At 67.2% G+C, this 24,244-nt stretch carries 18 protein-coding genes; 11 read left to right on the top strand and 7 right to left on the bottom strand.

Annotation, left to right across the window (positions count from 1 at the left end; genetic code table 11):
• Nucleotides 1-159 precede the first annotated feature (159 nt).
• The 6 genes from H074_RS25650 (at nt 160) to H074_RS25625 (ending at nt 6,245) form a co-directional block, all read left to right on the top strand.
• Nucleotides 160-936, top strand: coding sequence for a GntR family transcriptional regulator (locus tag H074_RS25650; protein ID WP_007032980.1), 777 nt, complete (start codon nt 160-162; stop codon nt 934-936).
• A gap of 223 nt (nt 937-1,159) precedes the next feature.
• The gene (locus tag H074_RS25645; protein WP_007032979.1) at nt 1,160-1,786 is read left to right on the top strand and encodes a helix-turn-helix transcriptional regulator; all 627 of its coding nucleotides are present in this window, start codon (nt 1,160-1,162) and stop codon (nt 1,784-1,786) included.
• Nucleotides 1,787-1,834: 48 nt separating this feature from the next.
• Complete coding sequence (locus H074_RS25640; protein ID WP_007032978.1) at nt 1,835-3,100, top strand: ABC transporter substrate-binding protein; 1,266 nt, start codon at nt 1,835-1,837, stop codon at nt 3,098-3,100.
• Nucleotides 3,101-3,146: 46 nt separating this feature from the next.
• Nucleotides 3,147-4,004 carry a carbohydrate ABC transporter permease gene (locus H074_RS25635; protein WP_051072014.1) on the top strand — a complete coding sequence of 286 codons (858 nt, stop codon included), beginning with the start codon at nt 3,147-3,149 and terminating at the stop codon, nt 4,002-4,004.
• Complete coding sequence (locus tag H074_RS25630; protein WP_007032976.1) at nt 4,004-4,846, top strand: carbohydrate ABC transporter permease; 843 nt, start codon at nt 4,004-4,006, stop codon at nt 4,844-4,846. The genes H074_RS25635 and H074_RS25630 overlap by 1 nt, the downstream gene beginning before the upstream one ends.
• A gap of 10 nt (nt 4,847-4,856) precedes the next feature.
• Nucleotides 4,857-6,245 (top strand): GH1 family beta-glucosidase, encoded by a 1,389-nt coding sequence (locus tag H074_RS25625; RefSeq protein WP_007032975.1) that lies wholly within the window; start codon nt 4,857-4,859, stop codon nt 6,243-6,245.
• On the opposite strand, the gene H074_RS25620 is transcribed toward H074_RS25625, so the two are convergent.
• The 3 genes from H074_RS25620 to H074_RS25610 all read right to left on the bottom strand — a co-directional run bounded on the left by H074_RS25620 (nt 6,217) and on the right by H074_RS25610 (nt 13,776).
• Nucleotides 6,217-9,888, bottom strand: coding sequence for an ATP-binding protein (locus tag H074_RS25620; protein ID WP_039923471.1), 3,672 nt, complete (start codon nt 9,886-9,888; stop codon nt 6,217-6,219). The genes H074_RS25625 and H074_RS25620 overlap by 29 nt on opposite strands.
• A complete protein-coding gene (locus tag H074_RS25615; protein ID WP_007032973.1) occupies nt 9,885-12,995 on the bottom strand; it encodes an ATP-binding protein in 3,111 nt (1,036 codons plus the stop codon). The genes H074_RS25620 and H074_RS25615 overlap by 4 nt, the downstream gene beginning before the upstream one ends.
• A 304-nt stretch (nt 12,996-13,299) precedes the next feature.
• Nucleotides 13,300-13,776, bottom strand: a complete 477-nt coding sequence (locus tag H074_RS25610; protein ID WP_235096879.1) for a hypothetical protein — start codon at nt 13,774-13,776, stop codon at nt 13,300-13,302.
• A gap of 898 nt (nt 13,777-14,674) precedes the next feature.
• Between H074_RS25610 and H074_RS25605 the strand changes: the two genes are divergently transcribed.
• Nucleotides 14,675-15,013, top strand: a complete 339-nt coding sequence (locus H074_RS25605) for a hypothetical protein (protein ID WP_235096878.1) — start codon at nt 14,675-14,677, stop codon at nt 15,011-15,013.
• 182 nt (nt 15,014-15,195) lie between these two features.
• Nucleotides 15,196-16,476, top strand: coding sequence for a helix-turn-helix domain-containing protein (locus H074_RS25600; protein WP_007032970.1), 1,281 nt, complete (start codon nt 15,196-15,198; stop codon nt 16,474-16,476).
• A gap of 38 nt (nt 16,477-16,514) precedes the next feature.
• On the opposite strand, the gene H074_RS40785 is transcribed toward H074_RS25600, so the two are convergent.
• The 3 genes from H074_RS40785 to H074_RS25590 all read right to left on the bottom strand — a co-directional run bounded on the left by H074_RS40785 (nt 16,515) and on the right by H074_RS25590 (nt 18,128).
• Nucleotides 16,515-16,712: an Lsr2 dimerization domain-containing protein gene (locus tag H074_RS40785; protein ID WP_007032969.1), complete on the bottom strand. Its 198-nt coding sequence runs from the start codon at nt 16,710-16,712 to the stop codon at nt 16,515-16,517.
• A gap of 58 nt (nt 16,713-16,770) precedes the next feature.
• Complete coding sequence (locus H074_RS25595; RefSeq protein ID WP_007032968.1) at nt 16,771-17,391, bottom strand: helix-turn-helix transcriptional regulator; 621 nt, start codon at nt 17,389-17,391, stop codon at nt 16,771-16,773.
• Nucleotides 17,392-17,492: 101 nt separating this feature from the next.
• Nucleotides 17,493-18,128, bottom strand: a complete 636-nt coding sequence (locus tag H074_RS25590) for a helix-turn-helix transcriptional regulator (RefSeq protein WP_007032967.1) — start codon at nt 18,126-18,128, stop codon at nt 17,493-17,495.
• A gap of 288 nt (nt 18,129-18,416) precedes the next feature.
• On the opposite strand from H074_RS25590, the gene H074_RS25585 reads away from it, so the two are divergent.
• Nucleotides 18,417-19,154 (top strand): GntR family transcriptional regulator, encoded by a 738-nt coding sequence (locus H074_RS25585; protein ID WP_235096877.1) that lies wholly within the window; start codon nt 18,417-18,419, stop codon nt 19,152-19,154.
• Nucleotides 19,155-19,229: 75 nt separating this feature from the next.
• Here the strand turns inward: H074_RS25585 and H074_RS25580 are convergent, their stop codons facing one another.
• Entirely contained in the window at nt 19,230-20,672 is a 1,443-nt protein-coding gene (locus H074_RS25580) for an amino acid permease (protein ID WP_051072007.1), read from the bottom strand.
• Nucleotides 20,673-21,215: 543 nt separating this feature from the next.
• Between H074_RS25580 and H074_RS25575 the strand changes: the two genes are divergently transcribed.
• The gene (locus tag H074_RS25575) at nt 21,216-23,711 is read left to right on the top strand and encodes a helix-turn-helix transcriptional regulator (protein ID WP_235096876.1); all 2,496 of its coding nucleotides are present in this window, start codon (nt 21,216-21,218) and stop codon (nt 23,709-23,711) included.
• Nucleotides 23,695-24,204 (top strand): SsgA family sporulation/cell division regulator, encoded by a 510-nt coding sequence (locus H074_RS25570; RefSeq protein WP_007032963.1) that lies wholly within the window; start codon nt 23,695-23,697, stop codon nt 24,202-24,204. Before H074_RS25575 ends, H074_RS25570 begins: the two co-directional genes overlap by 17 nt.
• Nucleotides 24,205-24,244: the final 40 nt, after the last annotated feature.

Raw genomic sequence — 24,244 nt, 5'->3', positions numbered from 1 at the left:
CATCGGTCGCTGAGGCTTGTGCCCTTTTGTCTCTAGTTCCCGGAAACCACTTTGCCCCGACCATACAGAAACGCAGTGTGGTGCGTACTCGTTCGGGCCGTGGCGTAAGGGAGTGTTTTGTACCGACAGAAAGAACCGACGGCGAGAACACTGTCCGGTGTGATAGCCGCGGATATCCGGCACCGCATCGACAAGGGGTGGCTGAAGCCCGGCGACCGGGTGCCGTCGATCCGGAAGATCGCGGCGGAATGGCAGGTGGCGCATGCGACCGCCACCAAGGCGGTGGCCATCCTTCGCGCGGAAGGCGTGGTCGAAGCCATTCCCGGCGCGTACACCGTGGTCGCCGGCGGGCCCGGCGGCGGGAGGAGCGGGCGTGACAACTCCCGCGAACGGATCGTTCTCGCCGCGATCGAGATCGCGGACGCGGAGGGGCTGGACGCGGTGTCCATGCGAGCCGTCGCGGCCAGGTTGGACGGCGGCACCATGTCGTTGTACCACCACGTGAAGGGCAGGTCCGAACTCGTCGGCTTGATGGCGGACACCGCTCTGGCGGGGAACGCACCCGTGGACGACGCCCTGCGTGGACAGGCCCGGCTCGAGTCGGCGGCACGGTCGCTCTGGGCGACGTACCGACGGCATCCGTGGTTGACGCGGTTCGATCTCGGCGGGTTGCGAGCGCTGCCGTGGCTGGCCGCACACGGAGCACCCGTCACACGGGGGCCTGCCGACCAGGGAGAGGGCTCGGTGACCGCCCTTCGCCACTGGGTTCTTCTGCACGGGCTCGTCCGCGGACTGGCGGCGGACCTCTTCGGCGAAAAAGCGATGTCCGGTGCGCTGGGGTGGTTCGAGGGTGAGGAGACTGATTTGGCGAACGAGGCCGAAGTGATTTTCGACCTGGGCCTGCGCCGTCTGCTTGATGGGGTGGCTCTCGGCTGAAGAGCGGATGCGACGACGGAGCGGCCGCTCAACGAAGGTGATCTACTTAGAGTAGTGACACGTGGACGTCAGGTGACATCCGGCTCCGTGCGGCTGTCGAGTTGGAGGGCGACCGACGGTTCGGCCGAGCCTGCGGCATGCTGCCTGGCCTGGGAGTTGAGAGATCGTGAAGTCCGGTTCCACATCCTCATGACTCACTGGGTACGGAGCTCGGGAAGGACACATGATGGAACCGGTACGTGTTGCGGTACATGCGACCGACATGATCATGCAAGTGGGTCTGACGAGCTATCTGCGAAGCCGCCCCGAGGTGGTGGTCGTCGACCGCGACGAGTTGACCGAGCGGGACGTCCTGGTGGTCCACAGGGACCGGATGACCCAGCAGGCGGTCGCCGACCTCTGGAGCGACCCCGTCACGGCACGGGTCTCAAAGGTGCTTGTCGCGAACGAGCTGCGGGAAAACGACATCCTTACCGCTGTCGAGTGCCGGGTGGTGGCCGTGCTCGCCCGTGCACAGACTTCCGGCGATCGCTTGGTCGAGACGATCCTGTCCGTCGTTCCCGATCGTGGTCTCCTGCCGGCGGACCTGCTCGGACAGTTGCTCGACGGCGTGCGACGGCTGCAGCGCGACGCGCTCGACCCGCGAGGTCCGGACACCGCCGGCCTGACGCCCCGTGAAGTCGACGTCCTGCGGTTGATGGCCGAAGGCCACGACACCTCCGATATCGCGGACAAGCTCTGCTATTCGGAGCGGACCGTGAAGAACGTGATTTACGGGCTGACGAACCGCCTGAATCTGCGAAACCGTCCGCACGCGGTCGCCTACGCGATGCGTGCCGGAGTGATCTGAGCTGTTCCGGGTGGCGTCGCGGGTGACGTCCTGACGGGAAGGACCGGAATGATTTCCGGCTTGCGCAAGCGTGTTCTCGCGGTCGTTGTCCTCGCGAGCGTGGTGGGTGCCGGGTGCGCCCCGGCCGCCGACGAGGGGATCGAGCTGAGCATCGCCACCTTCGGCGAGTTCGGTTACAGCTCGCTCCTCAAGGAGTACGAGGCGGCCCATCCCGGGATCCGGATCCAGAACCGGGTGGCCGATTTCGAAACGCATCACAAGGGCATCGCGACCCAGCTGGCCGCGGGCCGCGGCGCGGCCGACATCGTGGCGATCGAAGAGCAGTACATGCCGCAGTTCCGTCAGTCGGCGGACAAGTTCGTCGATCTCAACGGTTTCGGCGCCGCGAACCTGCGCGACAGGTGGCCGCAGTGGAAGTGGGAGCAGGGCCTGGCGAACAGTGGCGGCACCGTGATGGGGCTGGGCACGGACATGGGCGGGCTCGCCATGTGTTTCCGCAAGGACTACTTCGCCCAGGCCGGCCTGCCGACCGAGCGGGCCGCGGTAGCCGCGTTGTGGCCCACGTGGGAGGACTATGCGAAGACCGGGGATCTGTTCTCGGGCAAGGTTCCCTCGGCCAAGTTCGCCGACTCGGCCGGCGGCGTCTACACCGCGATCCTGAACCAGTCGCCGGAGAACTTCTTCTCCGCCAAGGACGACTCCTTCATCGCCGACCGGAACCCTGCCCTGCGTCGGGCATTCACGATCGCCGGGCAGATCGGTGCGAAGGGACAGACCGCGCGGGTGACCCCCTTCACCCAACCGTGGAACGTCGCCATCAAGCAGGGCTCCTTCGCGACTATCGCCTGCCCGGCGTGGATGCTCACCCAGATCCAGGAAGCGGGCGGCCCGGAGAACGCGGGCAAATGGGATGTCGCCGCGGTGCCCGGCGGCGGTGGCAACAACGGTGGGTCGTTCCTGACCGTGCCCACGCAGAGCAAGCATCAGCGTGCGGCCTACGACCTGGCGAAGTGGCTGACCGAGCCGGCGCAGGAGGTGCGGCTGTTCACCGAGTCCAACATCCTCCCCAGCGAGCCGGCCGCCTACGGTGCGCCGGAGGTGCTCGGGAAGACAGATCCGTACTTCAGCGGAGCGCCCATCGGCCGGATCTACGCCGCGTCGGCCGACAGCCTGAAACCCAACTACCGCGGCCTGAAGGACGCCAAGGTGCGCCCGACGTTCGGCACCGCGTTGGGCCGGGTCGAATCGGGTAAGCAGGCACTCGACGCGGCCTGGGATCAAGCGGTCACGGAAGCCCGTGCCGCGGCTTCGTGACCGGCGGTTCTCGACTCGATGGGACCGGCGGGTCACGCCGATCCTCATGGTCATGCCCTTCTTCGCGCTCTTCGCGTTGTTCGGGCTGTTTCCGATGCTCTACACGCTTTGGGTGTCGCTGCACGACTGGCAGTTGATCAACGGCGACGAAGGCTTCGTCGGACTGGACAACTACTTCGCACTGTTCGGCGACGCCAAGTTCTACAACGCCCTCGGCAACACGCTCACGTTGCTGCTGCTCGCCACGGTGCCGCAGATCGTGCTCGCGCTGGGTATCGCGGCCCTGCTCGATCGCCCGTTGCGCGCCAAGACCTTCTGGCGGTCGGCGGTGCTGCTCCCGAACGTGGTTTCGGTCGCCGCGGTGGCACTGGTCTTCGGCCAATTGTTCGGGCGTGACTTCGGCGTCATCAACTGGCTGCTCGGTCTCGTGGGCGTCCCACCGCTCGACTGGCACGCCCAGGGCTGGTCCGCGCAGGCGGCGATCGCGCTGATCGTCGTCTGGCGCTGGGCGGGTTACAACGCGCTGCTCTACCTGGCGGCGATGCAGAGTGTGCCCGCCGAACTGTACGAAGCCGCGGAACTCGACGGTGCCTCCCGGCTGCGTCAGTTCTGCTCCGTGACGCTGCCGTCGATCCGGCCGACGATCCTCTTCACCGTGGTGGTCTCGGCCATCGGTGGAATGCAACTGTTCGTCGAACCGCAGTTGTTCGACACCAACGGCGTGGCGGGTATCGGCGGGGACGACCGCCAGTTCCAGACCATCGTCATGTATCTGTACGAGAAAGGGTTCGGGCAGTTCGACGCCGGTTACGCGGCCGCGATCGCCTGGGTGGTGTTCCTCGTCTGCGCGGTGCTCGCGGCGGCCTGTGTCATCATCGCCCGCCGGATTCCCGGGAGGGTCTGATGGCGAAACGACGCCGCAGGCCCGGCTTCTTGGTCTATGGTGCGCTGCTGGCGGTCGTGACCGGATCGGTCTTCCCGCTCTACTGGTCGTTCGTGGTGTCCACGAGGGACGGATCCGCGATCGCCCAGCGGACTCCGCCGCTAACACCGGGCGGGCATCTTCTCGACAACGTGCGAGACGTCTTCGACAAGGTCGATTTCTGGCTCGCCATGCAGAACTCCCTGATCGTCTCGGGCACGGTGACGGTGTCCAACGTGCTGCTGGCCAGCCTCGCCGGGTTCGCCTTCGCCAGACTGCGGTTCCGGGGACGGGACACCTTGTTCCTGGTCTTGATCGGCACCGTGATGGTGCCTTCACAACTGGGGATCGTCCCGCTGTACATGGTGGTGAGCGACCTGGGCTGGTACGGCGAACTACCGGCGGTGATCGTCCCGGGCCTGGTGAGCGCGTTCAGCGTCTTCTGGATGCGTCAAGCCTGTGAGGAGGCCATTCCCGGTGAGCTGCTCGACGCGGCCACCATGGACGGTTGCTCCGTATTGCGGGCCTACTGGCACGTGGGGTTGCCCGCGATCCGGCCGCAAGCGGCCGTGCTGGCGATGCTCACGTTCATGGCGGCCTGGAACGACTTCTTCTTCCCGCTGGTCGTCCTGGACCCGCATGACAGCCCCACCGTCCAGGTGGCGCTGTCGACGCTCGCCAGCGGTTACTACACCGACTACGCGCTGATGCTCACCGGAGCGACGCTCGGGGTGGTCCCGGTGATCGTGCTGTTCGTCCTGGTGGCGCGGCACATGGTCCAGGGAGCGCTTCGCGGTGTTCCGAGCGCAGATTTCAAGAGATGAGAGGAACTTGATGAACGAAGCGCAGCTCTACCGTTTCCCGCCCGGTTTCCGCTGGGGGGTGGGCACTTCGGCCTTCCAGATCGAGGGAGGCGTCGCCGAGGACGGGCGTGGCCGGTCGGTCTGGGACACCTTCACAGGAGTCGAAGGCAAGATCCACTCCGGGCATACCGCGGACGTGGCCTGCGATCACTTCCACCGCTACGAGGAGGATTTCGCGCTGATCGCCCAGCTCGGCGTCCCCGGTTACCGGTTTTCGGTCTCGTGGCCACGCGTGATGCCGGACGGGCGCACGCTGGAAGTGCGCGGGCTCGCGTTCTACGACCGCATGGTGGACGCACTGCTGGACCGCGGGATCAGTCCTTCGGTGACGCTCTACCACTGGGATCTGCCGCAGGCGCTCGAGGACGAAGGTGGCTGGCCCGCCAGGGACACGGCTTACCGCTTCGCCGACTACGCGGCATTGGTCCAGGAGTTGCTCGGCGACCGGGTCGATCACTGGACGACGGTCAATGAACCCTTTTGCGCGGCGTTCCTGGGGTACGGCACTGGGGTGCACGCTCCCGGGCGCTCCGACGAGGTGCTCGCGATGCGGGCCGCTCACCACTTGATGCTCGGACACGGCCTCGCCATGCAAGTGCTGCGCGCGGGCGCCAGGCAGGGACAGGAGTTCGGCCTGGCGCTGAACTTCGCCCCGGCGCTCACCGACGTCGACGACGAGCGGAACCGCGAAGCCAGGCGCAAGTTCGGCGGCCTGCACAACCGCTTCTTCCTCGACCCCGCCCTGGGCCGGGGCTACCCGGAGGACGTCCTGGCCGACATCCGGCACCTCGGCGACTGGACGTCGGTCATCCACGACGGTGACCTCGAGACGATCGCCCAGCCGATGGACTGGCTCGGGGTCAACTATTACGCACCCGCGCGGGTGATCCCGTTGGAGGACGCCGAGGCTGTGAGCAACTGCGGACTGCCGGGCCTGCGCGGGATGGACGTGACCCCGCCACGAGGACCGCTGACGTCGTTCGGATGGGAGCAGGCGCCGGAGTCACTGACGGATCTCCTCGTCTGGCTGCACGAGCACACGGGCGGGCTGCCGACGGAGGTACTGGAGAACGGCGCGGCTTTCGAAGACCAGGTCGAGCAGGACGGCCGGATCCACGACAGCGAGCGCGAAAGGTACCTCCACGAGCATCTGCACGCGATACTCGCCGCGATCCACTCGGGGGCGGACGTGCGCGGCTACGTCGTCTGGTCGCTGCTGGACAACTTCGAATGGTCGCTCGGATACACCCAGCGGTTCGGCCTGGTCAGGGTCGACTTCGCCGACGGACTGCGCCGCACGGTCAAGGACAGTGCCCGTTACTACGCGCGCGTCATCGAGAAGAACGGGCTACCTGTCTGAGCGGTGTGTCCATGGGCAGGTCGGCGAGCCCGTTGCGTGAGGCGAGGCCGAGTTCGGCGAGCACCCGGGTGACGTGTGCCTGCACGGTACGGCGGGGGAGCGCCAGCGCGGTGGCGATCTCCGGATTGGAGCGGCCCTGGCCGGCCAAGGTCGCGATCGCGCGTTCCATCGCGGACAACGAGGCCCAGCCCGCGGCCGAGACGGCTCGGTTCGGCCGTCCTGGCGTGATGCCGTATTTCCGCAATCGTTGTTCGAGCGCCCCGGCGTCCCACTGCGCGCCAAACCGGTCCAGCCCGGCGACAGCGTCATCCGCCGCGGCCTGTGCCTCTTCCCGCCTCCCCCGCTCGGCGAGCAGGACGGCGGCATCGCCCAGCGCCGAGGCCAGCTCCATCCGACGGCCGACCTTGTCGTAGTGGTCGATCGTCCGGAGCAGGGGGTCCGGATCGCCGGAGACGAGGGCCGCGCACCACTGCGCGGCAGCGGTCGCTCTCGTGGGCGTGACCTCCTTCGTCGCCTCTTCCCGGCAGACCGCGAGGGCCTTGGCCGCGGTTTCCTCGTCGCCATGGGCTTGAGCCAGCCGGATAAGCCAGGGAAGCCATTGGTGACGCAGCATCATCGCGGCGTAGGTGGGATCCATGACCGGACTGAGGAGGGCAACGGCCTGGTCCAGGTCACCTCGTTGTTCGGCTTGCAGGGAGCGGGCGACCAGGAGGAAGTCGCAGCTCTCCCGTTCGGAGCCGGTGACCGGGATGTGCTCCTCGGCGGCGTAAAGATGGGCGGCGGCTTCGTCGGTCTCGCCGCGGCGGCCGTGGATCAACCCGGCGACGCCGTGCAGCAGCAGCGCGGCCGGACCTGGCTCGCGGTGACCGTGGAAGGTGATCGCCGGCCCGTCTTCGGTGACGGTGTCGAGCTCCGCCAGCGCGCCATCCCATTCGCCGGTCCAGTAGTCGTGCACGGCAGAAGAGACCTGGAGTCCATGGGGAAGCGAGTACTTGGCCGCCACTCGCCGGGCGGTGCGCAGTGTCGCGTGGGCCTCGTCCAGCCGGTCGAGGTTCTGCAGGGTGAAGAGGCGGTTGTCGAGCAGGTCGAAGTAGAACCCCGCGTGCTCTTGATGGCCTTCTACGGCTTCGATGGCGTGCTCGACATGGCGCAGCGCGGTGTCGTGGTCGCGTTCGATCGACTTGACGAGCCAGAGTGTCTGCAGTGCGTGCCCGATCGGATAAGGTTCGCCCACCGCGAGCGCCTGGCGGTAGGACCGCAAGGCCTTTCGGGCGGCTTCTTCGAGATCGTCGAGGGTGCCGCGGGCGAAGTTCGCCAACAGTGCCCGCCGCCGCTCCCGCCAGATCGGCGGGGTTTCCGGAGAATCGTTACGCTCCAACAGGGTCGTCGCGGTCTCCGTCTCACCACGACGGTGCGCCATCGCCGCCGCGAGATGCCGCATCTCCGCCGCCCGGGCCGCGTCACGGCTGATGAGCATGGCTTCTCGCGCCAGATCGAAAGGCTCTTGATCGAGCCTGAACAGAACGACGACGTACGCGGCGAGCAGCACTTCGCGCCGGGGGTCGTCCGCCGGGCACTCGTCCAGCACCCGGTGCAGGAGGACGGCGGCGATCGAGGGGGCGCGGTTGGCGAGGGACTCGTGATGATCGGCCAGCCAGCCGATCACCCAGCCGTCGACCGCCGCCGGTACGGCGACGAGTTGCTGGGCGACGTGTTCGACGCCCGAACCGATTTCCGCCAGCGCCTCGGCGGCGCGGCGGTGCCATTCGGCCCGGATGTCCTCGGGGATTTCGTTGTACAGAGCCCAGCGGAGCATCGGATGCCGGAACGCCAGCTGCGTCCCGGTGTCCACGATGATGCGCAGCTCCATCACTTCTTCGAAGACGCCGAGCAGTTCCGAGGGCATCTTGCCCATCGTGGCGGCCACCTGCGCCAGGCCGAACTCCATACCCAGCACCGCCGCGCGCCGGACCGTTTCCCGGGAAAGTTCGCCCAGCAGCTCCAGTGTCCGTGCGACCGCGTCGAGCAGCGATTCGGGCGCCTTCAGATCCGTGCCGCCCCGAACCTGGGCGGTGCCGTCCACGATCTCGAGGGCCTCTTCGCGCACCAAGGCACCCGTCACCTCGCGGAGGTAAAGCGGATTGCCCGCGGCCTTGACGATGAGCGAGCGGAGTTCCTCGCTGGGGCGGGCGCCGATCAGGTCGCCCAAGAGGTTCTCGGCGGCGGATACGGTGAGCGGGCCGAGCGTAATCGATTCGAGTCCGCGGGCCTCCGCCGCCTGACGTGCCTGAACCAGCTCTTCCCGTCGCGGCACCGGGCGCGACGCGGCGATCAGCAGCAGCGGAAGCTGCCGTGTGGCCGCGGAAAGCCGGTTCCACATGAGCACGCTTGCCTCGTCGGCCCACTGGAGGTCGTCGATGACCATCACCAGCGGCGCGGTGACGCACAGCCGGTCGACGTGGGCGAGGATCCGGTCCGCGGTCGCGGCCACCGGGTCCGTGTCGTTTCCCGACGCCTCCGCCCCGGTGTCTTTCGCGTCCAGTCCAAGGCATTCCAGGACCACCTGCAGCGGGAACAGCTGCTCCAGTTCGCTGGCGGCCGCCCAAGCGACATGGCAGCCGCGCTCGCCGATGTCCGCGAGTGCGCAGGTGAGGACTTCGGACTTGCCGATGCCGGGCTCACCCTCGATCCACACCGTCCGGCCGCGCCCGCCCAGCACGTCTTCGGCCAGCCGCCGGAGAAGGGCGACCTCTTCTTCGCGGCCGTGGCATACGGGCGACGTCTCGCGGCGGGCTTCGAGGGCGTGAGCGATCGGGCCGGGGAGGACCGACAGCGTCTCTACGACCGCGGCACGCGCGGCGGCCGGGGCCAGTCCCGGGTCGTTGACGAGGATCCGCTGGTGGGTTTCGGCGAGTTGCCGTCCAGGTTGGACTCCCAGCTCGTCACGCAGGATCTGGCGGGCGGTGCGGAAGGCGTCCAGTGCCTCGGTGGTCCGGCCGCCGCGGTGCAGGGCGATCATCAGCGACTGCCACAGCGCTTCCCGCAGCGGGTGCTCGCGCACGAGGACGGTCAGCTCGGGGATGAGATCGTCGTGAGCGCCCAAGGCCAGCAGCCCGGCCGCCCGCATTTCGAGCGCCGCGAGCCGGTGTTCGGCCAAGCTGGAACGCAACGACTCGGCGTGTGGGCCGGGGACACCTGTCAGGGCTTCGCCGCTCCACAGGGCCAGCGCGCTGTCCAGTGTTTCGACCGCGCGGGCGGCGTCGTTCTCGTGCCAGTGCGCGCGGGCCGTTTCGCGGAGCCTGTCGAACTCGGCGATGTCGAGTGCGGCGGGGGCGAGCCGGAGCCGGTACCCGGCGGAGTCCGACACCAGCAGGCCGTCGGTGGACCAGCGGGTCCGACTCGGTTCCAGTATCCGGCGCAGGCCGGAGATGTAGGTGTGCACGCTGCCGTTCGCGCTGGCCGGTGCGGCGTCGCCCCAGACCGCCTGGATCAGCTCGGCCCTGGTGATCGGCCGGGCGACCGCCCTGGTCGCCAGCGCGGCGAAAACGGCGCGCTGGCGGGCGGGCCCCAGCTCCAGTTCGGTGTCGCCGAGCCACGCGCGCAACGAGCCGAGAGCCTGGACTCGGAACAGCTTCTCGCTCATCGGCACGCCCGCTCACGTCCGCGAGCGAATCGCTGCTTGGCCCTCCGGATGTCGGCGAGCGCACCGAGTTCGTCGTAGCCGTTCAAAGCGACCCGCAAAGCCGCTTCGCCTTTGACCGTCTTGCCTTGCCGGACGAGGAGAGCGGCTGCGTCTTCCATGGCCTTCGCCTCGCCGAAGCGGTTCCCCGCCGTCCGCAGATACCCGGCCGCTTCGAACGCGGGCATTGGGTCCTCGACGAGGATGGCCCGGCATCGGAGCGCGTCCGCCTGGTACCCCGCCGTGCGTTCGCACAGCGACGTCGCGAGTTCAGCGTCCTCGTACTGGCCCAGCTCTACCGCGATCCGTACCAGACCAGGTAGCCAAGGACACACCGCCTCGTCGTCGAACTCAAGCAGGCCCGACAACAGGTTGAACGCGACCGCCTGCTGATTCTCCGCCTCGGCGAGCATCGCGTTGGCCCCCAGCATGAAGTCCGTACCGTCCTGACCGAACTCCCCGCCGGGAGCCAAGGCCCACACGGACATCAGGTGCGTGCGCGCGTCGTCCGGCCTGCCCCGGTGGGCGGCGATCACCGCGGCGACCCCGCTGAGCCGCCGCAGGACCGGGGACCGGTCGAGGGTGTGCCGTGCGAGTGTCATGCCGCTGCGAAGGCGACGTGTGAGGTCCTTCTGCGGTGCGTCCCAGCGGCCGAACCAGTAGGACTCCGCGGGGTCGAGGGCCGGCATCGTCCGCTGTGGCGGGATCAGGGGCGGACGCGACTCGACGGCGGGTTTCCCTTCCCCCGGACGGCCGCCGGTCCGGGCGCGGGTCAGCAAGGCCTCGTTCAGGGAACGCCAAGCCGAAGGCAGGTCCTCGTCCCCGAGCGCCTCCTGGACTCCCTCCACGGCCTGAGCGGGATTGCCACGGAGGACGCGCGAGAAGGCGAGCAGCCAGCGCATCTCCGCCAGCACTTCGGGGTCTTTCGTGCGGGCGGCGACCTGGCCCGCGTCGGCGGTGAGGTCCCGTTCGAGCCAGAGTTTGATCCGCGCCGTCGCAATCCCCAGCGTTTCACGGAGTGCCGAGGGAACGGCGCCGGAGGTGTTCACCCGCTGGAGCAGCCGCATCGTCGCCAGGGGAGCTCGCGGCGCCAGTTGGTAGACCTCGCGCGCCAACCAGGTACAGAACCACTTGTCGACCGGGATCGGGGCGGCGAGCAACTGGAACGCCACGCGTTCGACGGGGGCGCCGACATCGGCGAGTGCTTCCGCGAGTTGCCGGTGCAGGGCCAGCCGGATCGCGGTCGGGGTCCGGGCGTAGAGCGACTCGCGGACGACCGGATGCCGGAAGGTGAGCTTGCCCCGGGTGCGGGTCACGAGGCCAACGGCCTCCACCTCGGCGACGACGTGATCGAGCTCCGTCACCGGCCTTCCCAATGCCGCGGCGAGATCGGCGCGCGTGAAGAACCGGTCCAGCAGAGCCGCCCACCGGAGCAACTCCGAGGCGGCGGCGGAGAGGAAGCCGAGGCGGCGGCCGATGGTTTCCAGCGCGGGCTGCGGAAAGACCGGACGGCCCTCGGTGGTCGTGGTCTCCGGCGACTCGTTCCCGTCCAGGGCATTGACGAGGTCTCGCACGAAGAGCGGGTTCCCCGCCGCGCCGCGCGCGAGTTCGAGGAGCGCCGGGCTCGGGTCGGCGCCGGTGAGTTCGGCGAGGAGAGCGTGGATCTCCTGGGGGGAAAGCGGCGCCAGGCTGTGGACATGCGTGTTCGTCGAGGTGGTCCGGGCACGCAGCGCGGTGAGCCGGTGATCGGACGGCACACGCATGCTCACCCCGATCAGCAGCAACGGAAGCCGGTCGGCCTCGGCCGCCAGCCGTCGCCACGCTTCGAGGCTGGCCGGGTCCGCCCACTGGAGGTCGTCCATCACGAGGATCAGTGGGCGTTCACGGCACAGGTTTCCGACGAGTTCGACGACGAGGTCGATCACTGCGGCGGTCCCTGCTTCGTCGTCCGCGGCGATGGTGCGGGCCGCACGCGCCACCTCGCGGCGGCGGTGGTCCGCCGAGGTCAGTTTGATGTCGAGGCAGTCGAGCACGACCTGGAGCGGATCGTGCTGCTCCAGTTGATCGGCGCAGGCGATGGCGACCGTGCAGGCCTCGACCTGTGCGAGCCCCGCGTTGAGCAACGCGGACTTGCCGACGCCTGGTTCGCCTTCGAGCCATACGGAGCAGCCAACGCCCTCGCCGAGCCTGCGCACCGCCGTCCGGATCGTGGCCAGTTCGCATTGCCTGCCGACGAGGGGCTCGCGAAGCTCGGAGCGGGGCGTCCGGGCGGTGGCCGTCACTTGCGGCGCGGTCGCCTGTCCGTGCCACAGCGCCGGGTCGTCGGCGCGGATCTGCTCGTATCGCGCTGTCAGGTCGGTGCCCGGTTCGACGCCGAGTTCGTCGATCGTGGTGGAACGGAGTCGCTCGAACGCGCCCAGCGCCTCGTCGCGGCGCCCACACCGGTAGAGCGCGAGCAGGTGGAGGCTCTGCAGGCCTTCCCGGACCGGGTGTTCCGCGGCGACCGGCGTCAGTTCGGTGAGCACCTTCTGGTGCTCGCCGACGTCGAGCAGGATCTTGGCGCGGCGTTCGACGACCTCCAGCCGCAGTTCCTTCAGGCGTTCGCGCTGGGTCTCGGCATAGGGCCCGGACAGACCGGCCATCGGTTCGTCCTGGAAGAGCCCGAGCGCGTTGTCCAACGCGGCGAGCGCGCCGGTGACGTCCTGTCCACGCAGGCACAGCCGGGCCCGTTCGCGAAGATTCTCGAACCGGGCGACATCGATCGCCTCGGCTTCGACCCGGAGGCAGTAGCCCGGTCCGCTCGAAGCCAGCAAGGCGGTGGCGTCGCGCAGGGTACGGGTGGGGTCGAGGGCGGAACGCAGGGAGGAGACGTAGGTGTAGATGCTGCCGTTGGCACTGGCCGGCGCGTTTTCGCCCCAGATCGCGTCGATGAGGTCCGACCGCGTGACGACCTGGTTGGCCTGGAACGCCAGGATCGCCAGCAGCGTTCTGCGCTGGGCCGATCCCAGCACGATTTCGTCGTTGCCCCGCCAAGCGCGGACTGGACCGAAGAGGTCAAGCTGCAAGTGCATCTTCGCCTCCGCAGTGTGCTCGCAAGTACCGAATGGGAGTCAGTGGGTGCTGATCGACCGGGCTGTCGGACCAACCGAATCACCCGAACGGTCTCGCTGGCGTGGTTGAATAATCTGCTGATTACGTCCGGTAGGCGTAACGCTGGGGCGAGATACTGTGGTTGGACCCCAGGTCGGCCCCGGCGAATCCGCAGACTCTTCATGTTCTGGCAGTGGTGCTGGGTGGAAGCCGCCGCGTTGCAGGAGGTTGACCTGCGATGGCGCGACTGCCGCCGACTTCGGACAGGCCTGGACAGCTGAGTGGTCAGCGCGCGGTCCCAATCCCCGTGTGGGTGCTGTGGGACAGGACGGTCGTTGCGTCCAGTAGTCGGTCGCCGTCGAAGAGCGCCTCACCCGGGGTCGGCTCGCGAATCCATCCGACGTCGGTCACCAGGGCTGTGTCATGGGGGAGTGGGAGGTCCGAGCCTTCGCTGAACATCCACAGGTCGCGCGTCGGTGGCACTCGCCACCGCTCCGCCGGGGTGATGAGGAAGGCCCACCACTGCCGTCGGCTCCCGCGCAGGCTCACGACTCCGCCGCGGGCTCCCTCTGCTTCGAGTATTTCGAGCAGCGGTCCGCCGCGTCCGGCGGGCATGGCCACCGCGAGCAGATCTTGCTGGAGAGACAGCACGACTTCGGTGTGGTTGGTCCTGACCGGCCAGCCGAAGTCACTCCAGTAGCGTAAGGCGGCCTCGCGGACTTCCCTATCGGTTCCGGCCAAGGAGAGTGCGGGGCTCGTCATGATCGGCACACCTTTCGCTCGCGGGTCCGGCCATCGGAGGTGGACACGAAGAAGGTTGCGCGCGCCGTCTTCAGAGTTTCTTAACGCGGTGCCGTGGGCGGCGATGAGGAGATGACGCCCGGGTGCCGAAAGTCTGTCGCTTTCATCGGATGAGGTGATGTTCGGCGGATACTCGCGCGGCGCGTACGCCTGATCGGGGGTGTCTGAGGGTGGGCGAGGGAGAGCCTTCGGTGCCTACTCGTGGCCTGCGGCCTTTGCTCACGTACTGGGGGAAGGTGTGAAGGTCGAGTTTCCTCGACTGAGCCGAGGGAAGGGGTCCTTGACGCGCCGCCGTTGCGACCGGCGGTGCTGCTTTTCGCGACGGGTGAGGGGAACTTTGAGGGACTCTGAGTCCCTTAAGCAGTCCTTCACGGCCCGGCCGTTACCGGCGCCCATTTGGCTTACGACTCCATAAAATGTTCGGTACCGGCGGGTTTGTAGCGAAGCCGAGTCTGGAATTTCGAATGTCCAAACGGTCTTTTGGTCACTTCGATGACCCGTGGGGTGGACGTTGCCTGCCCGGATGGATGAACGGTTGATCATAACTTTCCTCCCTGCTCCACGGCGAGTGAGGATGCCGGTCTTGTTGGCCCACTGTCAGAGGCTGCTCGCCACATACTGCCTCGGTAAGTGAATTGAGATTCCCTGGCGACGCAACGATGGAGTTCGCGATCGGTGATTAATTCACCGTTACGTCCCGGCGGCGTGTTCGTCGTCTCATGATGTTCCGTTCTCTGCTAAGCTGAAATACGGTTAATGGCTGTGGGTAAAGCGTGGACGCCCGAAAAACGCGAAACAGGCTCCGAAACGAGGGTCGGGTCAGCTTGTGCGCGACGACGACAAATGAGGGTGAGGCATCGTGAGGTCAGAGGGGCTCGGCAAGCCGCGTGCGGGAATCAGGTGGACCCTGCCGGCGGCCGACGCCCCGCCAAGGCCTTTGGGGGTGCTGCTGCCGCATATGGAGCTGGCCAGCTGGCTGGACAGCTATATCGATCGGCTGGTGCGTCTCAACACCAAGACGTGTGACGTGCTGGCCGAGGAGCAACGGGCGGACCTCATGATCGGCTTGTCGAATGCCGCTGAAGCCCTTCGCGCATCAGAACGCTGCGATCACGAATCCGCCGAGCGGATGCTTCGATCGGCACTCGACCTCATTCAGGACATCGATCTGGATCGATTCGCGTTGTCCGCTCATTAGCCAGGTGGCGGGGAGGCTGTTCAGCGGCGCCATCGACCTGCTGATGATCGCGGAAATGGTGCGGGGCCGTCGAACAGGACGTTAGACCACTCGACCTACCTGCCTAGTCTGATCGGGTGATGCTCTGATCGTGCCCTTTTCGTGCCAGGGAACCACGCCGGTGGGCGGCTATCGTCCTGGTCATGGGAAACTCCTGGAAGACCGACGACACGCAGGAGGTCCCGCGGGGAACGGGACCGCGCTCGGTGCGGGATCTCGTGGGTCGTGTCGAAGTCGAGACGATCTGGGATCCCCTGCCGAAGTCGCACGAAGGATGTCCGGCAACGGCGGCACTGACGAACCTGATTCGGTGCACCGACCGGCTCGGTGCCATCCGGCAGGCGGAAATCGCGCTCGCCGACGATTCCTGTACGAGGTACGCACGCTGCGTTTGGCACGGGGTGACGGTGCTGATCTGTTCCGGTGAGCTCCTGAGCGCGGACGGGCACATCAGTAGGTTCGAGAGCTCCTCCGATGACCGGCTCGACGATGTCGTGGCCCTTTTGCGGGCTCAACACGCCAAACACGCCGGGGACGTGTCGGGCGTGAGAACACTGCTGGAGCGGCTCATCTCCTCGACGCCCCACCGCTTCGTCCGCGATCTCGCCGTGCCCTTCCTTGTCGAGGCGCTCGCTACCGCCGGAGACGTCGCAGCCGCTGAGGCGGTCCTCGACGAATACGATTTCGACGAGCTGCTCGCGGGGCGGCCCGCCGCCCGCCCCCTGCTGCTGGCCATACGCGGGGAACTCCATCTGGCGGCGGGCCGTCCCGCCGCGGCCTTGGCGGACATGCTGGCGTGCCTGCGGGGCCCGGTCTCCGAGGTGGCCGCGCATTCCGCAGTCGTACGCCGCCGGGGGGTGGCGGCACTGGCCGCCGCCGCCGATGGGCGGTCCGAACTGGCCTCCGCGTTGGCGGACGAGGAGGAAGAAGCCGCTCGGGGCTGGGGAGGCCTGGCCTACGTCGGCTGGGCGCAGTACGTACGCGCGATGGTCGATGAACCCGATCGGCCGTCCAGGCTGCTCAACGACGCCATCGACCTGCTGGACGCCGCCCTGTCACCTGCCGGGATCGCCGCGAGCAGTTACGAGCAGGGCGTCCGGCTGATGGAATCCGGCGACGGCACCGCGGCGAGGGAACAGTTCAAGCGAGCCGGTCAGATGGCCCGGCGGATCGGCAACACGAAGGTCGCGGAGCTGGCTGAAAAGATGTTGGGCGAGCTCACGCAGTCCCTGCAGCAGACGCAGTTGACCGCGCAGGAGCTGAAGATCGCGGAAATGGCGCAAGCAGGCTACAGCAACAAACAGATCGCGGAGCGGTTGGTGCTCACCGTGCGCACGATCGAGTTCCACCTTTCCAACGTCTACCGCAAGCTCGGGATCTCCGGCAGACGCGCGTTGCTGAACAAGACGCTGGAGACGCCTTGATCCGGTATCGGCGGGCGCCCGCGCCACCGTTCTGAAAGTCATCGTTCACAAGAGAAGTACGCGCCCGGTTTCCGCCGCCCCGCCCTGATGTACCGCTCCAAGAGTTTCCGCAGGCTTGTCGCGCGATCAACGGTAAGGTCGATCTCGTAGTCGACGTCGTCGAGGGAGAACGGCACCGTCTCGACGGCCACGGTTCTGTCCAGTTCAACCCAGGGCGATGTGCGCGGTTTGTCCACCGCTGCTACCTCCTTCCAGAAACGTGCCGACGACGGAAGCTCTGAAGGCGCGCCGGGATCAGATGATGCCGGCCTGCATGGCGTAGGCGACCGCGTGCGGCCGGTTGCGCAGATTGAGCCTGCTGGTCAACTCGTAGATCACGTTCTTGACCGTGCGCTCGGAGTAGCACAGTTTCTCGGCGATGTCACCGGTGTCCCAGCCGTCGGCCATGAGCCTGAGGACGTCGACTTCGCGTGAGGTCAGGCCGGCCGCGCTCAGCCCGCGCGGCGAGAGCACGTCGTGCTGGAGCCGCCGCACACTGTCGAGCAGCTGACCGAGCAGGTCCGGCGGCAGCTGGCCGCGTCCGGAACCCGCGGCCAGGATGGCCTCGACCAGCCGGTCACCGGACGTGCGGTTCCGCGGGAGCACCGCGACCACGCGGCACTCGACAGCGCTGAGGACGTCGTTCTCCCGGAGTTCGCCGACCAACAGCACCTTGGGGACCATGGCAAGGGCGCCCTGACGGAGGTCCGCGACGATCTGTGGAGTCATCCGGTCCGCTTGGACCATGAGCACGTCCTGCTCGGTCACCATGCCGATATCGGTCACGGCTACTTCGGAACGGGTCCGCAAAAAGCTGGTCAACCCGGTCTTCGTGATCGAATCCGTCGCTTGGACGGCTACCTGTACCGGTTCCATTTCGACCCTCCACCTGGCCGCGATCCCTGTCGGATCGACGGCCGTAACTCGAGCAGATTTGCCACAGTTCTCGTCGACACGCCGGTAGCCCGGAGTGCGGATCAAATCAACCCGGCCCGCATGGCATAAGCGACCGCCTGGGATCGGGTGTTGAGTCGCAGCCGGTTCATCAGCCCGTACAGGACGTTCTTGACCGTGCCTTCGGAATAGGTGAGTTTCTTGGCGATCTCGTCGGTCTGGTAGCCCTCGGCGATGAGCTGAAGCACGTCACGTTCCCGCGTTTCGAAACCGAAGAGCGTCAAGCCCGCCGGCGCCAGCACCTGGAATCTGAGCTGGGTGAGCTGGTCGAGGAGGATGCCTTGCAGCCGGTAGGGCATCAGCGCGGCCCCCCGGCTCACCGCGAGGACCGCGGACGCCAAAGTGCCCTCTTTGATCTCGTTCCGGGAGAGCAAGGCCGTCACCCCACATTCGACGGCGACCAGCAGGTCTTCGGCGCGGAACCGGTCGGCGACGACCACGGCGCGTGGTGCCGAAGTGACGCCCGTCCCCTGGTACTGACGCAGGAACGCGAAGGTACTGCTTCCCACGACCCCGTCCACGACCACCAAGATCACGTCCGGACGTCCGGCGCGGGTGTCCATCAGCAGCTGAAGCTGCTCACTGGCGCCCAGCATGGCCTTGACGCCCGCACCGGTGAACTCGTCACTCGCCTGCACCAGGACTTTCACCGCATCCATGGCAAGAACTCCTCTCCCGCCCGTCTCGGGACATGAAGAAGAGTGACGCCGGCTACTTCATAAGCACTCTATTACCCTTCGCGACCTTGGCCGCCAGAGCGCTGCCGGGCCGGAAAGCGCGGTTCGCACATCCCCGTCCGACCCCTCCATCGCGGATGGAGGCGCTGGTTACAAGCTTAGTCGCCGATCGCCAAGACGCCGGGCATGAGAGCGGACGAGAGAGTTTCGGCGCCGATTCTTGCCTCGAAGACTCTGGTCGCCCCACCGCCGATGGCGGAGAGTAATCGGGTGCCCCCTGATCTCTCGAGACCTGACCGGCGTTTCACCGAGAAACGCGAGCGGGTGCGTCGCCATGTCGTGCGGCTCATCGGCGACACGGCCCCCGGCGTGGTGGTGGCCTCCGAGCGTGACGTCGCGGCCGAGCTCGGCGTATCCCGCCCTACCGTCCGTGCGGCCATCGAAGAATTGGCCGACGAGGGACTGGTGATCCGCCGGCACGGCCGTGGCACGTTCACCGGTCCACTGCAGGACATCGCGGACACGCCGGTCACTCCACCGGCCGTGGTGAAAGGGTTCGACGAGGCCGGGTGGTCGAGCAGGGTCCTCTCGTTCACCCGCCCTCTCACGACCCCGTCGCGGACCGTGCGGCTGGAGGTGAAGAACCGCGCGCCCGTGGTGAACGTCGTCCGGGTCCTGGAACAAGGTGGCGTACCCATCGCGATCGAACACGTCGCTTTGCCAGAGGACTTGCTTCCCGGTCTCGTCCCGGCCGATTTGGCGGTCCCCGATCTTCACCGGCTTCTGCGAGAACGGTTCGGGATGGTCGCGCGGACCGCGCGGGAGACACTGGAGCCAGGTCTAGCCGATCCCGGCCAGGCCGAACTGCTGGGAGTCGACGTCCACACGCCCGTCATGCGGGCGGAGCGGCTGATCCGCGACACCCGCGGCCGCGTCGTCGCATTGAGTGAGGCGGTCTACCGGGGTGATCGTCACCCGGTCACGTCGATACCGGGTTTCGGTGGTTGATCGGGGTTTTCCGGCGGCTGACGATGCGAAGGGGGGAGCTTTCCCCACACGAGATGCGGGGAAAGCTCCCTTCGGTCACTCCGACTCCGTACTCACGTCGGCAAGCTGCTCACGCTTGCGTCGGCTGGCGAACCAGCCCACGACGAGGGCCGCCGCGATGAGCGGAAGGCAAAGCAGGGTGACCCGGCCCGCGCCTTCGTCGAGCCACATCAGTATCAGCACCGACGCCAGGAAGGCGAGGGTGACGTACTGTGTCACCGGCGTCCACGGCAGCCGGTAACCCGGCCGCTCGACGAGGCCCGCCTTCGAGCGTTTCACGAAGACCAAGTGGCAGATGACGATCAATCCCCAGGTGGCGACGATCGCGACCGCGGAGAAGTTGAGAATGATCTCGAAGGCGCTCGCCGGGACCAGATAGTTCAGGCCGACACCGAGCACGCATACGCCACCGGTGAGCAGAATGCCGCCGTAAGGTACCTGGCTCTTGTTCATCACACCGGTGAATCCGGGCGCGGAACCGGTCTTCGCCATCGAACGCAGGATGCGGCCGGTGGCGTAGAGGCCCGAGTTCAGGCTGGACAGCGCGGCCGTGAGCACGACCAGATTCATCACGTCGCCGGCGGCGGGAACACCGATGCTGGACAGGACGGTGACGAAGGGGCTTTCTCCGGCGCGGTACTCGTCCGACGGCAGCAGCATGGACAGCAGCACGACCGAGCCGACGTAGAACACGCCGATCCGCCACATGATCGAGTTGATCGCCTTCGGCATCACCTTCGCCGGTTCGGCGGTCTCACCCGCCGTGACACCGACGAGTTCCACCGCCGCGTAAGCGAAGACGACACCCTGCACGACCAGGATCAGCGGCAGGAGACCGTTCGGCATGATGCCGCCGCCGTCCGCGATCAGCTGTGGCCCTGGTGTATGCCCGTCGACCGGCGTGCCGGTGACCAGCAGGAAGATGGCGATCGCCATGAACACCACGACGGCGCCGACCTTGATGATGGCGAACCAGAACTCCATCTCACCGAAGATCTTCACCGAGACGAGGTTCAGTGTCAGCACGACGGCCAGCATGATCAGCGCCAATATCCACTGGGGAATGTCGGAGAACATCGACCAGTAATGCGCGTAGATCGCGATGGCGGTGATGTCGGCGATCCCAGTGGTCGCCCAGTTCAAGAAATACATCCACCCGGCGACGAAGGCACCCTTCTCGCCCAGGAATTCCCGCGCATAGGAGACGAAGGCGCCCGATGACGGGCGATGCAATACCAATTCGCCCAGCGCGCGAACCACGAAAAAGGCGAATACACCACAAATCGCGTATACGATCGCGAGCGCGGGGCCTGCGGAGTTCAGTCGACCGCCCGCGCCGAGGAACAGACCGGTGCCGATCGCGCCACCGATCGCCATCATGCTGATATGCCTTGGCTTCAGGGACTTGCTGTAGCCCTCATCGCCGGCGTCGTGAGACAGGCCGGCAGTGGCCGCTCCCTCTTTTCCTGAAGTTCGCATCAGGGTTTCAGCCTCTTGTCCTGTGATAACGGACGGCCCGGTTCCCACTGAGCATCTCAGGCGCCAGGCCGGCGAGCTTGTCAGTGGGCTCGCGAGGGGAACTGTGAAGCCATGCGGAGCCGGGGTCAATACCGCGGATACGCAATCTGAACTTCTGGATAATAAGGAGGGTTTCTACGGGAAATGCTTGAGCTGCTTTTGAGTTAGACTTAAGGAAGACTTGAGGTGAGTATTGTGAGCCAGGTCGCATTCCATGCTTGAGACGGTGATCGTCCCTGAGGCCGTGAAGGACTCCTTGAGGGACTCAGAGCCCCTCAAGGAGTCCTTCACGGCTCGGTAGCACCGTGCCAAGCACGGAGGGTGAGCGGACACGCATGCGCCGTCTCCATACCACTCGCGGGTCCCGATGCCTTCGTAGCCGACACGCTTGTCCATCGCCTCTGCCCGAAGATACCCGGGCGCGGCGCGGATAAAGAATTCATTGAGTCGCCCTTGGTGAGATCGGTGATATTCCAGAAAAGCCGAGGTCGGAGGGACTGCGAAATGGCACGACGACGTGGCGGACTGGTGGGACGGAAGACGGAACTCGCGACCATCTGCGACGACCGTCGTGCCGCCGGCCCGACCGTGGTGTCCGGTCTGCCGGGCATCGGCAAGTCGGCGTTGCTGGAAGAGGTACGCCGGACACTGGCCGAGAGCGGGGCCCCCGTCCTCACCGTGTCGTTGCCTGCCGAGCGGCCCGAGTGGGACCTGTTCGGCTTCCGTCCGGTGCTCGCGGCGATCCGTGAGCAGTATGAGCGGTTCGAAACCGACCCTCGGCTGCCGGAGTCCCTGGAACGCGTGAGTGGTGCGTGCACAGAGGAGGCCTACGCCGATCCGTGGTCGCGCTTCTGCCTGCTGCACGCGATGTGCACGCTGTTCACCCGTCTCGAAACGACCGCGCCGGTGACGGTCGTGCTCGACGGGGCCGACCACCTTCCGGATCCCGTGCTCGCGGTGGCGCCGATGCACCGCGCCGGGCACACGGTCATCGCGTCGTGCCGCACGCCGGATCCGTTCCGCGGGACGCAGGGCCGGACGATCGAACTGGGACCGCTCTCGTCGGACGAAGCCGCGACCCTGCTCCGGCGCGCGACGGGTACGCGGGTCGCGCCGGCCGTGGAGCAGGCGGTCCAGTGGGCACTCGGACCGCTGTGGGGTCATCCGGCGGCGATGCTTTCGACGGTGAACGAACTGCGTCGCGGCGAAAGGCTCGAGGTCGTCGACGGTCTCGTCCGCTTGCGTTCGGATGACGCCCCCATTGCGACGCCGGACGGGCACCCCTTCTCCGAGGTGATCGAAAGCTTCGGCGAGATCGGCAAACGCGTGGTGCTGCTCGCGGCAAGCCCTCCCGGGTTCCTCCTCGAGGAGATCCGGTATCTCGAAGACGGCGGCCAGGCGGGCACGACCGCGGGCCGGGCGGTCGACGCGTTGCTCCGGGCCGGGCTGCTGGACCACGATCCGGACGGGCGGATCCGGTGCAGGGTGCCCGGGATCGGAGCCGCGTTGGTCCACAGTGGACAAGATATGCGACGGCTGCATCGCACTGTCGCCGAAGGCATGCTCGACAGTGGCAGGGTGTCCGGTCCGCACGAGGAACCAATCGCCAGGCACATCGCCGCGGCGGGAAGCGAAATGCCGTCCAACGCGGACTACGTCGGCCCGCTGCGGTCCTCCGAGTGCGCGCTCGCCGCCGACTCCGCCGAGCGCACCGCGCACCTCCACGCGATCTGGCGGCACACCGGCCGGACGGCCGACCGGGCCGGACGCCAGACCGAACTCTTCCGTCACCTGGTCCGCACCGCCGACTACACGACGCTGGACGCGTTCACCCACGAGGCGCTGGCCGACGCGCCGGGAGCGGACGAGCGCGCCGAACTCGCGGTGGCCGCGGTCCTGTCCGCCGTGCACCTCGGACGCCCGGTGCCCGAACACGTGCGAGACATGCTGGTGGGGGCCGAAGCGACGGTGGAGTTCGCCGACCGCTGGTTCGCCGGACAGCAGATCGTGCCGGAGGAGGTGGAGTTGTCCCTGCTGCCGATCTGGCGTCAGGTCAGCTTCGCGGCCCCGTCACCGGGCCGTCGCGGCAACCTGCCTGATGACGAACTCGTCGAAGCCTGTGCCGTCCGCGATCTCGTGCCCGTGTTCCGGTCGGTGCTGGGCCGGGACTACCGGACCCCGGTGTCCGGTCCGGTGGCCGCGCACCACCGTGTGCGGGCCGCTCACGCGGAAGGGCTGTGGGCGGAAGTGCTGGACGCGGTGAACGAACTCGAAACACACGTTTCGGTGGACGAGCTGGTCCGTGAGCACGCCCGATTGCTCGCGGCGGAGGCGTGCGGGCGGCTGGGTGAAGCCCGCCGCTCGGCAGGCTGGCTGGCCAAGGTGCCCGGGAACGGCCGCCTTCCCCTGTTGCGGGCGTGGGTGGAAGTCGGCGCCCACCAGGAAGCCGGAGCCGACCACCTGGCGTTCGAGTCCGGTTGGCACGCTCTCCGGACCCACTTCGATTCCGACGACGAGATCGGCGCCGCGCGGCTGTTCCTCCGGCTCGCCCGGTTCGCCCGCCGCGACGGCGCTGCCTCCCGCCACGACGAGGTCGTGACGGCCGCGGAAGAGTGGTTCGCCCGCAAGGGATCGCCGCGTTCCTCCGCACTGCTCACCCTGGTACGCGCCCAGGTGAACGGCGACGATACGAACAACGCGTCCACGGAACGGGTCCTGGTCGAAATCGGCCGGTTCCCCGCAGATCGCCGATCGGAGAACGGCAGTGGTGCGACGGCGGGCAGGGCGGGCGTTCGCGAACCGCTGTCGGAGACCGAGATGGGGATTCTCGACTTGGTGCGCACCGGACGGACCAACCGGCAGATCGCCCGCGCTGTCCGGATCAGCGAGAAAACGGTCGAGAAACACCTGACGAGGCTGTTCGCCAAAGCGGGTTGCCGCACCAGGTATGGCTTGGCGACCTCGGATCTGGGACGGCGATCAGATGCCATCGGAGCCTGAACGGTCCGGTTGCGACCGGAACCGGTTTCCCGCCAAGGGGACCGAAGGCGAGTTGCCGCACGGCCATTCCGTCCACGTCCACCGGCTTGATTTCACCCTGCGGCCGCAGTGGGGCGACACGGTGACGATCGAGGCGAATCTGTGTTACGACACCAAGGATCCGCTTGCCGTGACCCTGTCCTTCCTGCGAGACGGGGTCGAACCGGTCGAGTGGGTGCTCGGGCGTGATCTCCTGGTCGGTGGGATGGCTCTCTTGGTCGGTGACGGAGACGTCCGGATCCACCCTGGCGAGGACGACCCCGGCCTCGTGTGGTTCCACCTGGAAGTGCCTCCAGGTCGCGTGGCACTGACCGGCTGCCGTCGTCAACTGATCTCGTTCCTTGACTGCACGACCCACTTGGTGCCCCTCGGTCAGGAAGCGGAGTTGATGCAGATCGACGCGTCGATCACCCGAATCTTCACCGAAGACCGTGATGACCTCCCCGAGTCTTGACCTCGAAAGGTGAACCCGATGCCGGTCCTCAAAATGCCAC

It is taken from the genome of Amycolatopsis decaplanina DSM 44594 (genome assembly GCF_000342005.1).
GTDB classification, from domain to species: Bacteria; Actinomycetota; Actinomycetes; order Mycobacteriales; family Pseudonocardiaceae; genus Amycolatopsis; species Amycolatopsis decaplanina.
Note: the sequence above shows the minus strand (reverse complement) of the source record. Positions and strands in the feature narration are given on the sequence as shown.

Excerpts from the sequence above, each read along its gene's own strand:
- H074_RS25610 (WP_235096879.1), bottom strand. The coding sequence starts at position 13,776 with ATGACGAGCCCCGCACTCTCCTTGGCCGGAACCGATAGGGAAGTCCGC.
- H074_RS25575 (WP_235096876.1), top strand. The coding sequence starts at position 21,216 with ATGGCACGACGACGTGGCGGACTGGTGGGACGGAAGACGGAACTCGCG.
- H074_RS25615 (WP_007032973.1), bottom strand. The coding sequence starts at position 12,995 with ATGCACTTGCAGCTTGACCTCTTCGGTCCAGTCCGCGCTTGGCGGGGC.
- H074_RS25595 (WP_007032968.1), bottom strand. The coding sequence starts at position 17,391 with ATGGAACCGGTACAGGTAGCCGTCCAAGCGACGGATTCGATCACGAAG.
- H074_RS25620 (WP_039923471.1), bottom strand. The coding sequence starts at position 9,888 with ATGAGCGAGAAGCTGTTCCGAGTCCAGGCTCTCGGCTCGTTGCGCGCG.
- H074_RS25645 (WP_007032979.1), top strand. The coding sequence starts at position 1,160 with ATGATGGAACCGGTACGTGTTGCGGTACATGCGACCGACATGATCATG.
- H074_RS25630 (WP_007032976.1), top strand. The coding sequence starts at position 4,004 with ATGGCGAAACGACGCCGCAGGCCCGGCTTCTTGGTCTATGGTGCGCTG.
- H074_RS25640 (WP_007032978.1), top strand. The coding sequence starts at position 1,835 with ATGATTTCCGGCTTGCGCAAGCGTGTTCTCGCGGTCGTTGTCCTCGCG.
- H074_RS25580 (WP_051072007.1), bottom strand. The coding sequence starts at position 20,672 with ATGCGAACTTCAGGAAAAGAGGGAGCGGCCACTGCCGGCCTGTCTCAC.
- H074_RS25625 (WP_007032975.1), top strand. The coding sequence starts at position 4,857 with ATGAACGAAGCGCAGCTCTACCGTTTCCCGCCCGGTTTCCGCTGGGGG.
- H074_RS25600 (WP_007032970.1), top strand. The coding sequence starts at position 15,196 with ATGGGAAACTCCTGGAAGACCGACGACACGCAGGAGGTCCCGCGGGGA.
- H074_RS25635 (WP_051072014.1), top strand. The coding sequence starts at position 3,147 with ATGGTCATGCCCTTCTTCGCGCTCTTCGCGTTGTTCGGGCTGTTTCCG.
- H074_RS25590 (WP_007032967.1), bottom strand. The coding sequence starts at position 18,128 with ATGGATGCGGTGAAAGTCCTGGTGCAGGCGAGTGACGAGTTCACCGGT.
- H074_RS25570 (WP_007032963.1), top strand. The coding sequence starts at position 23,695 with ATGCCATCGGAGCCTGAACGGTCCGGTTGCGACCGGAACCGGTTTCCC.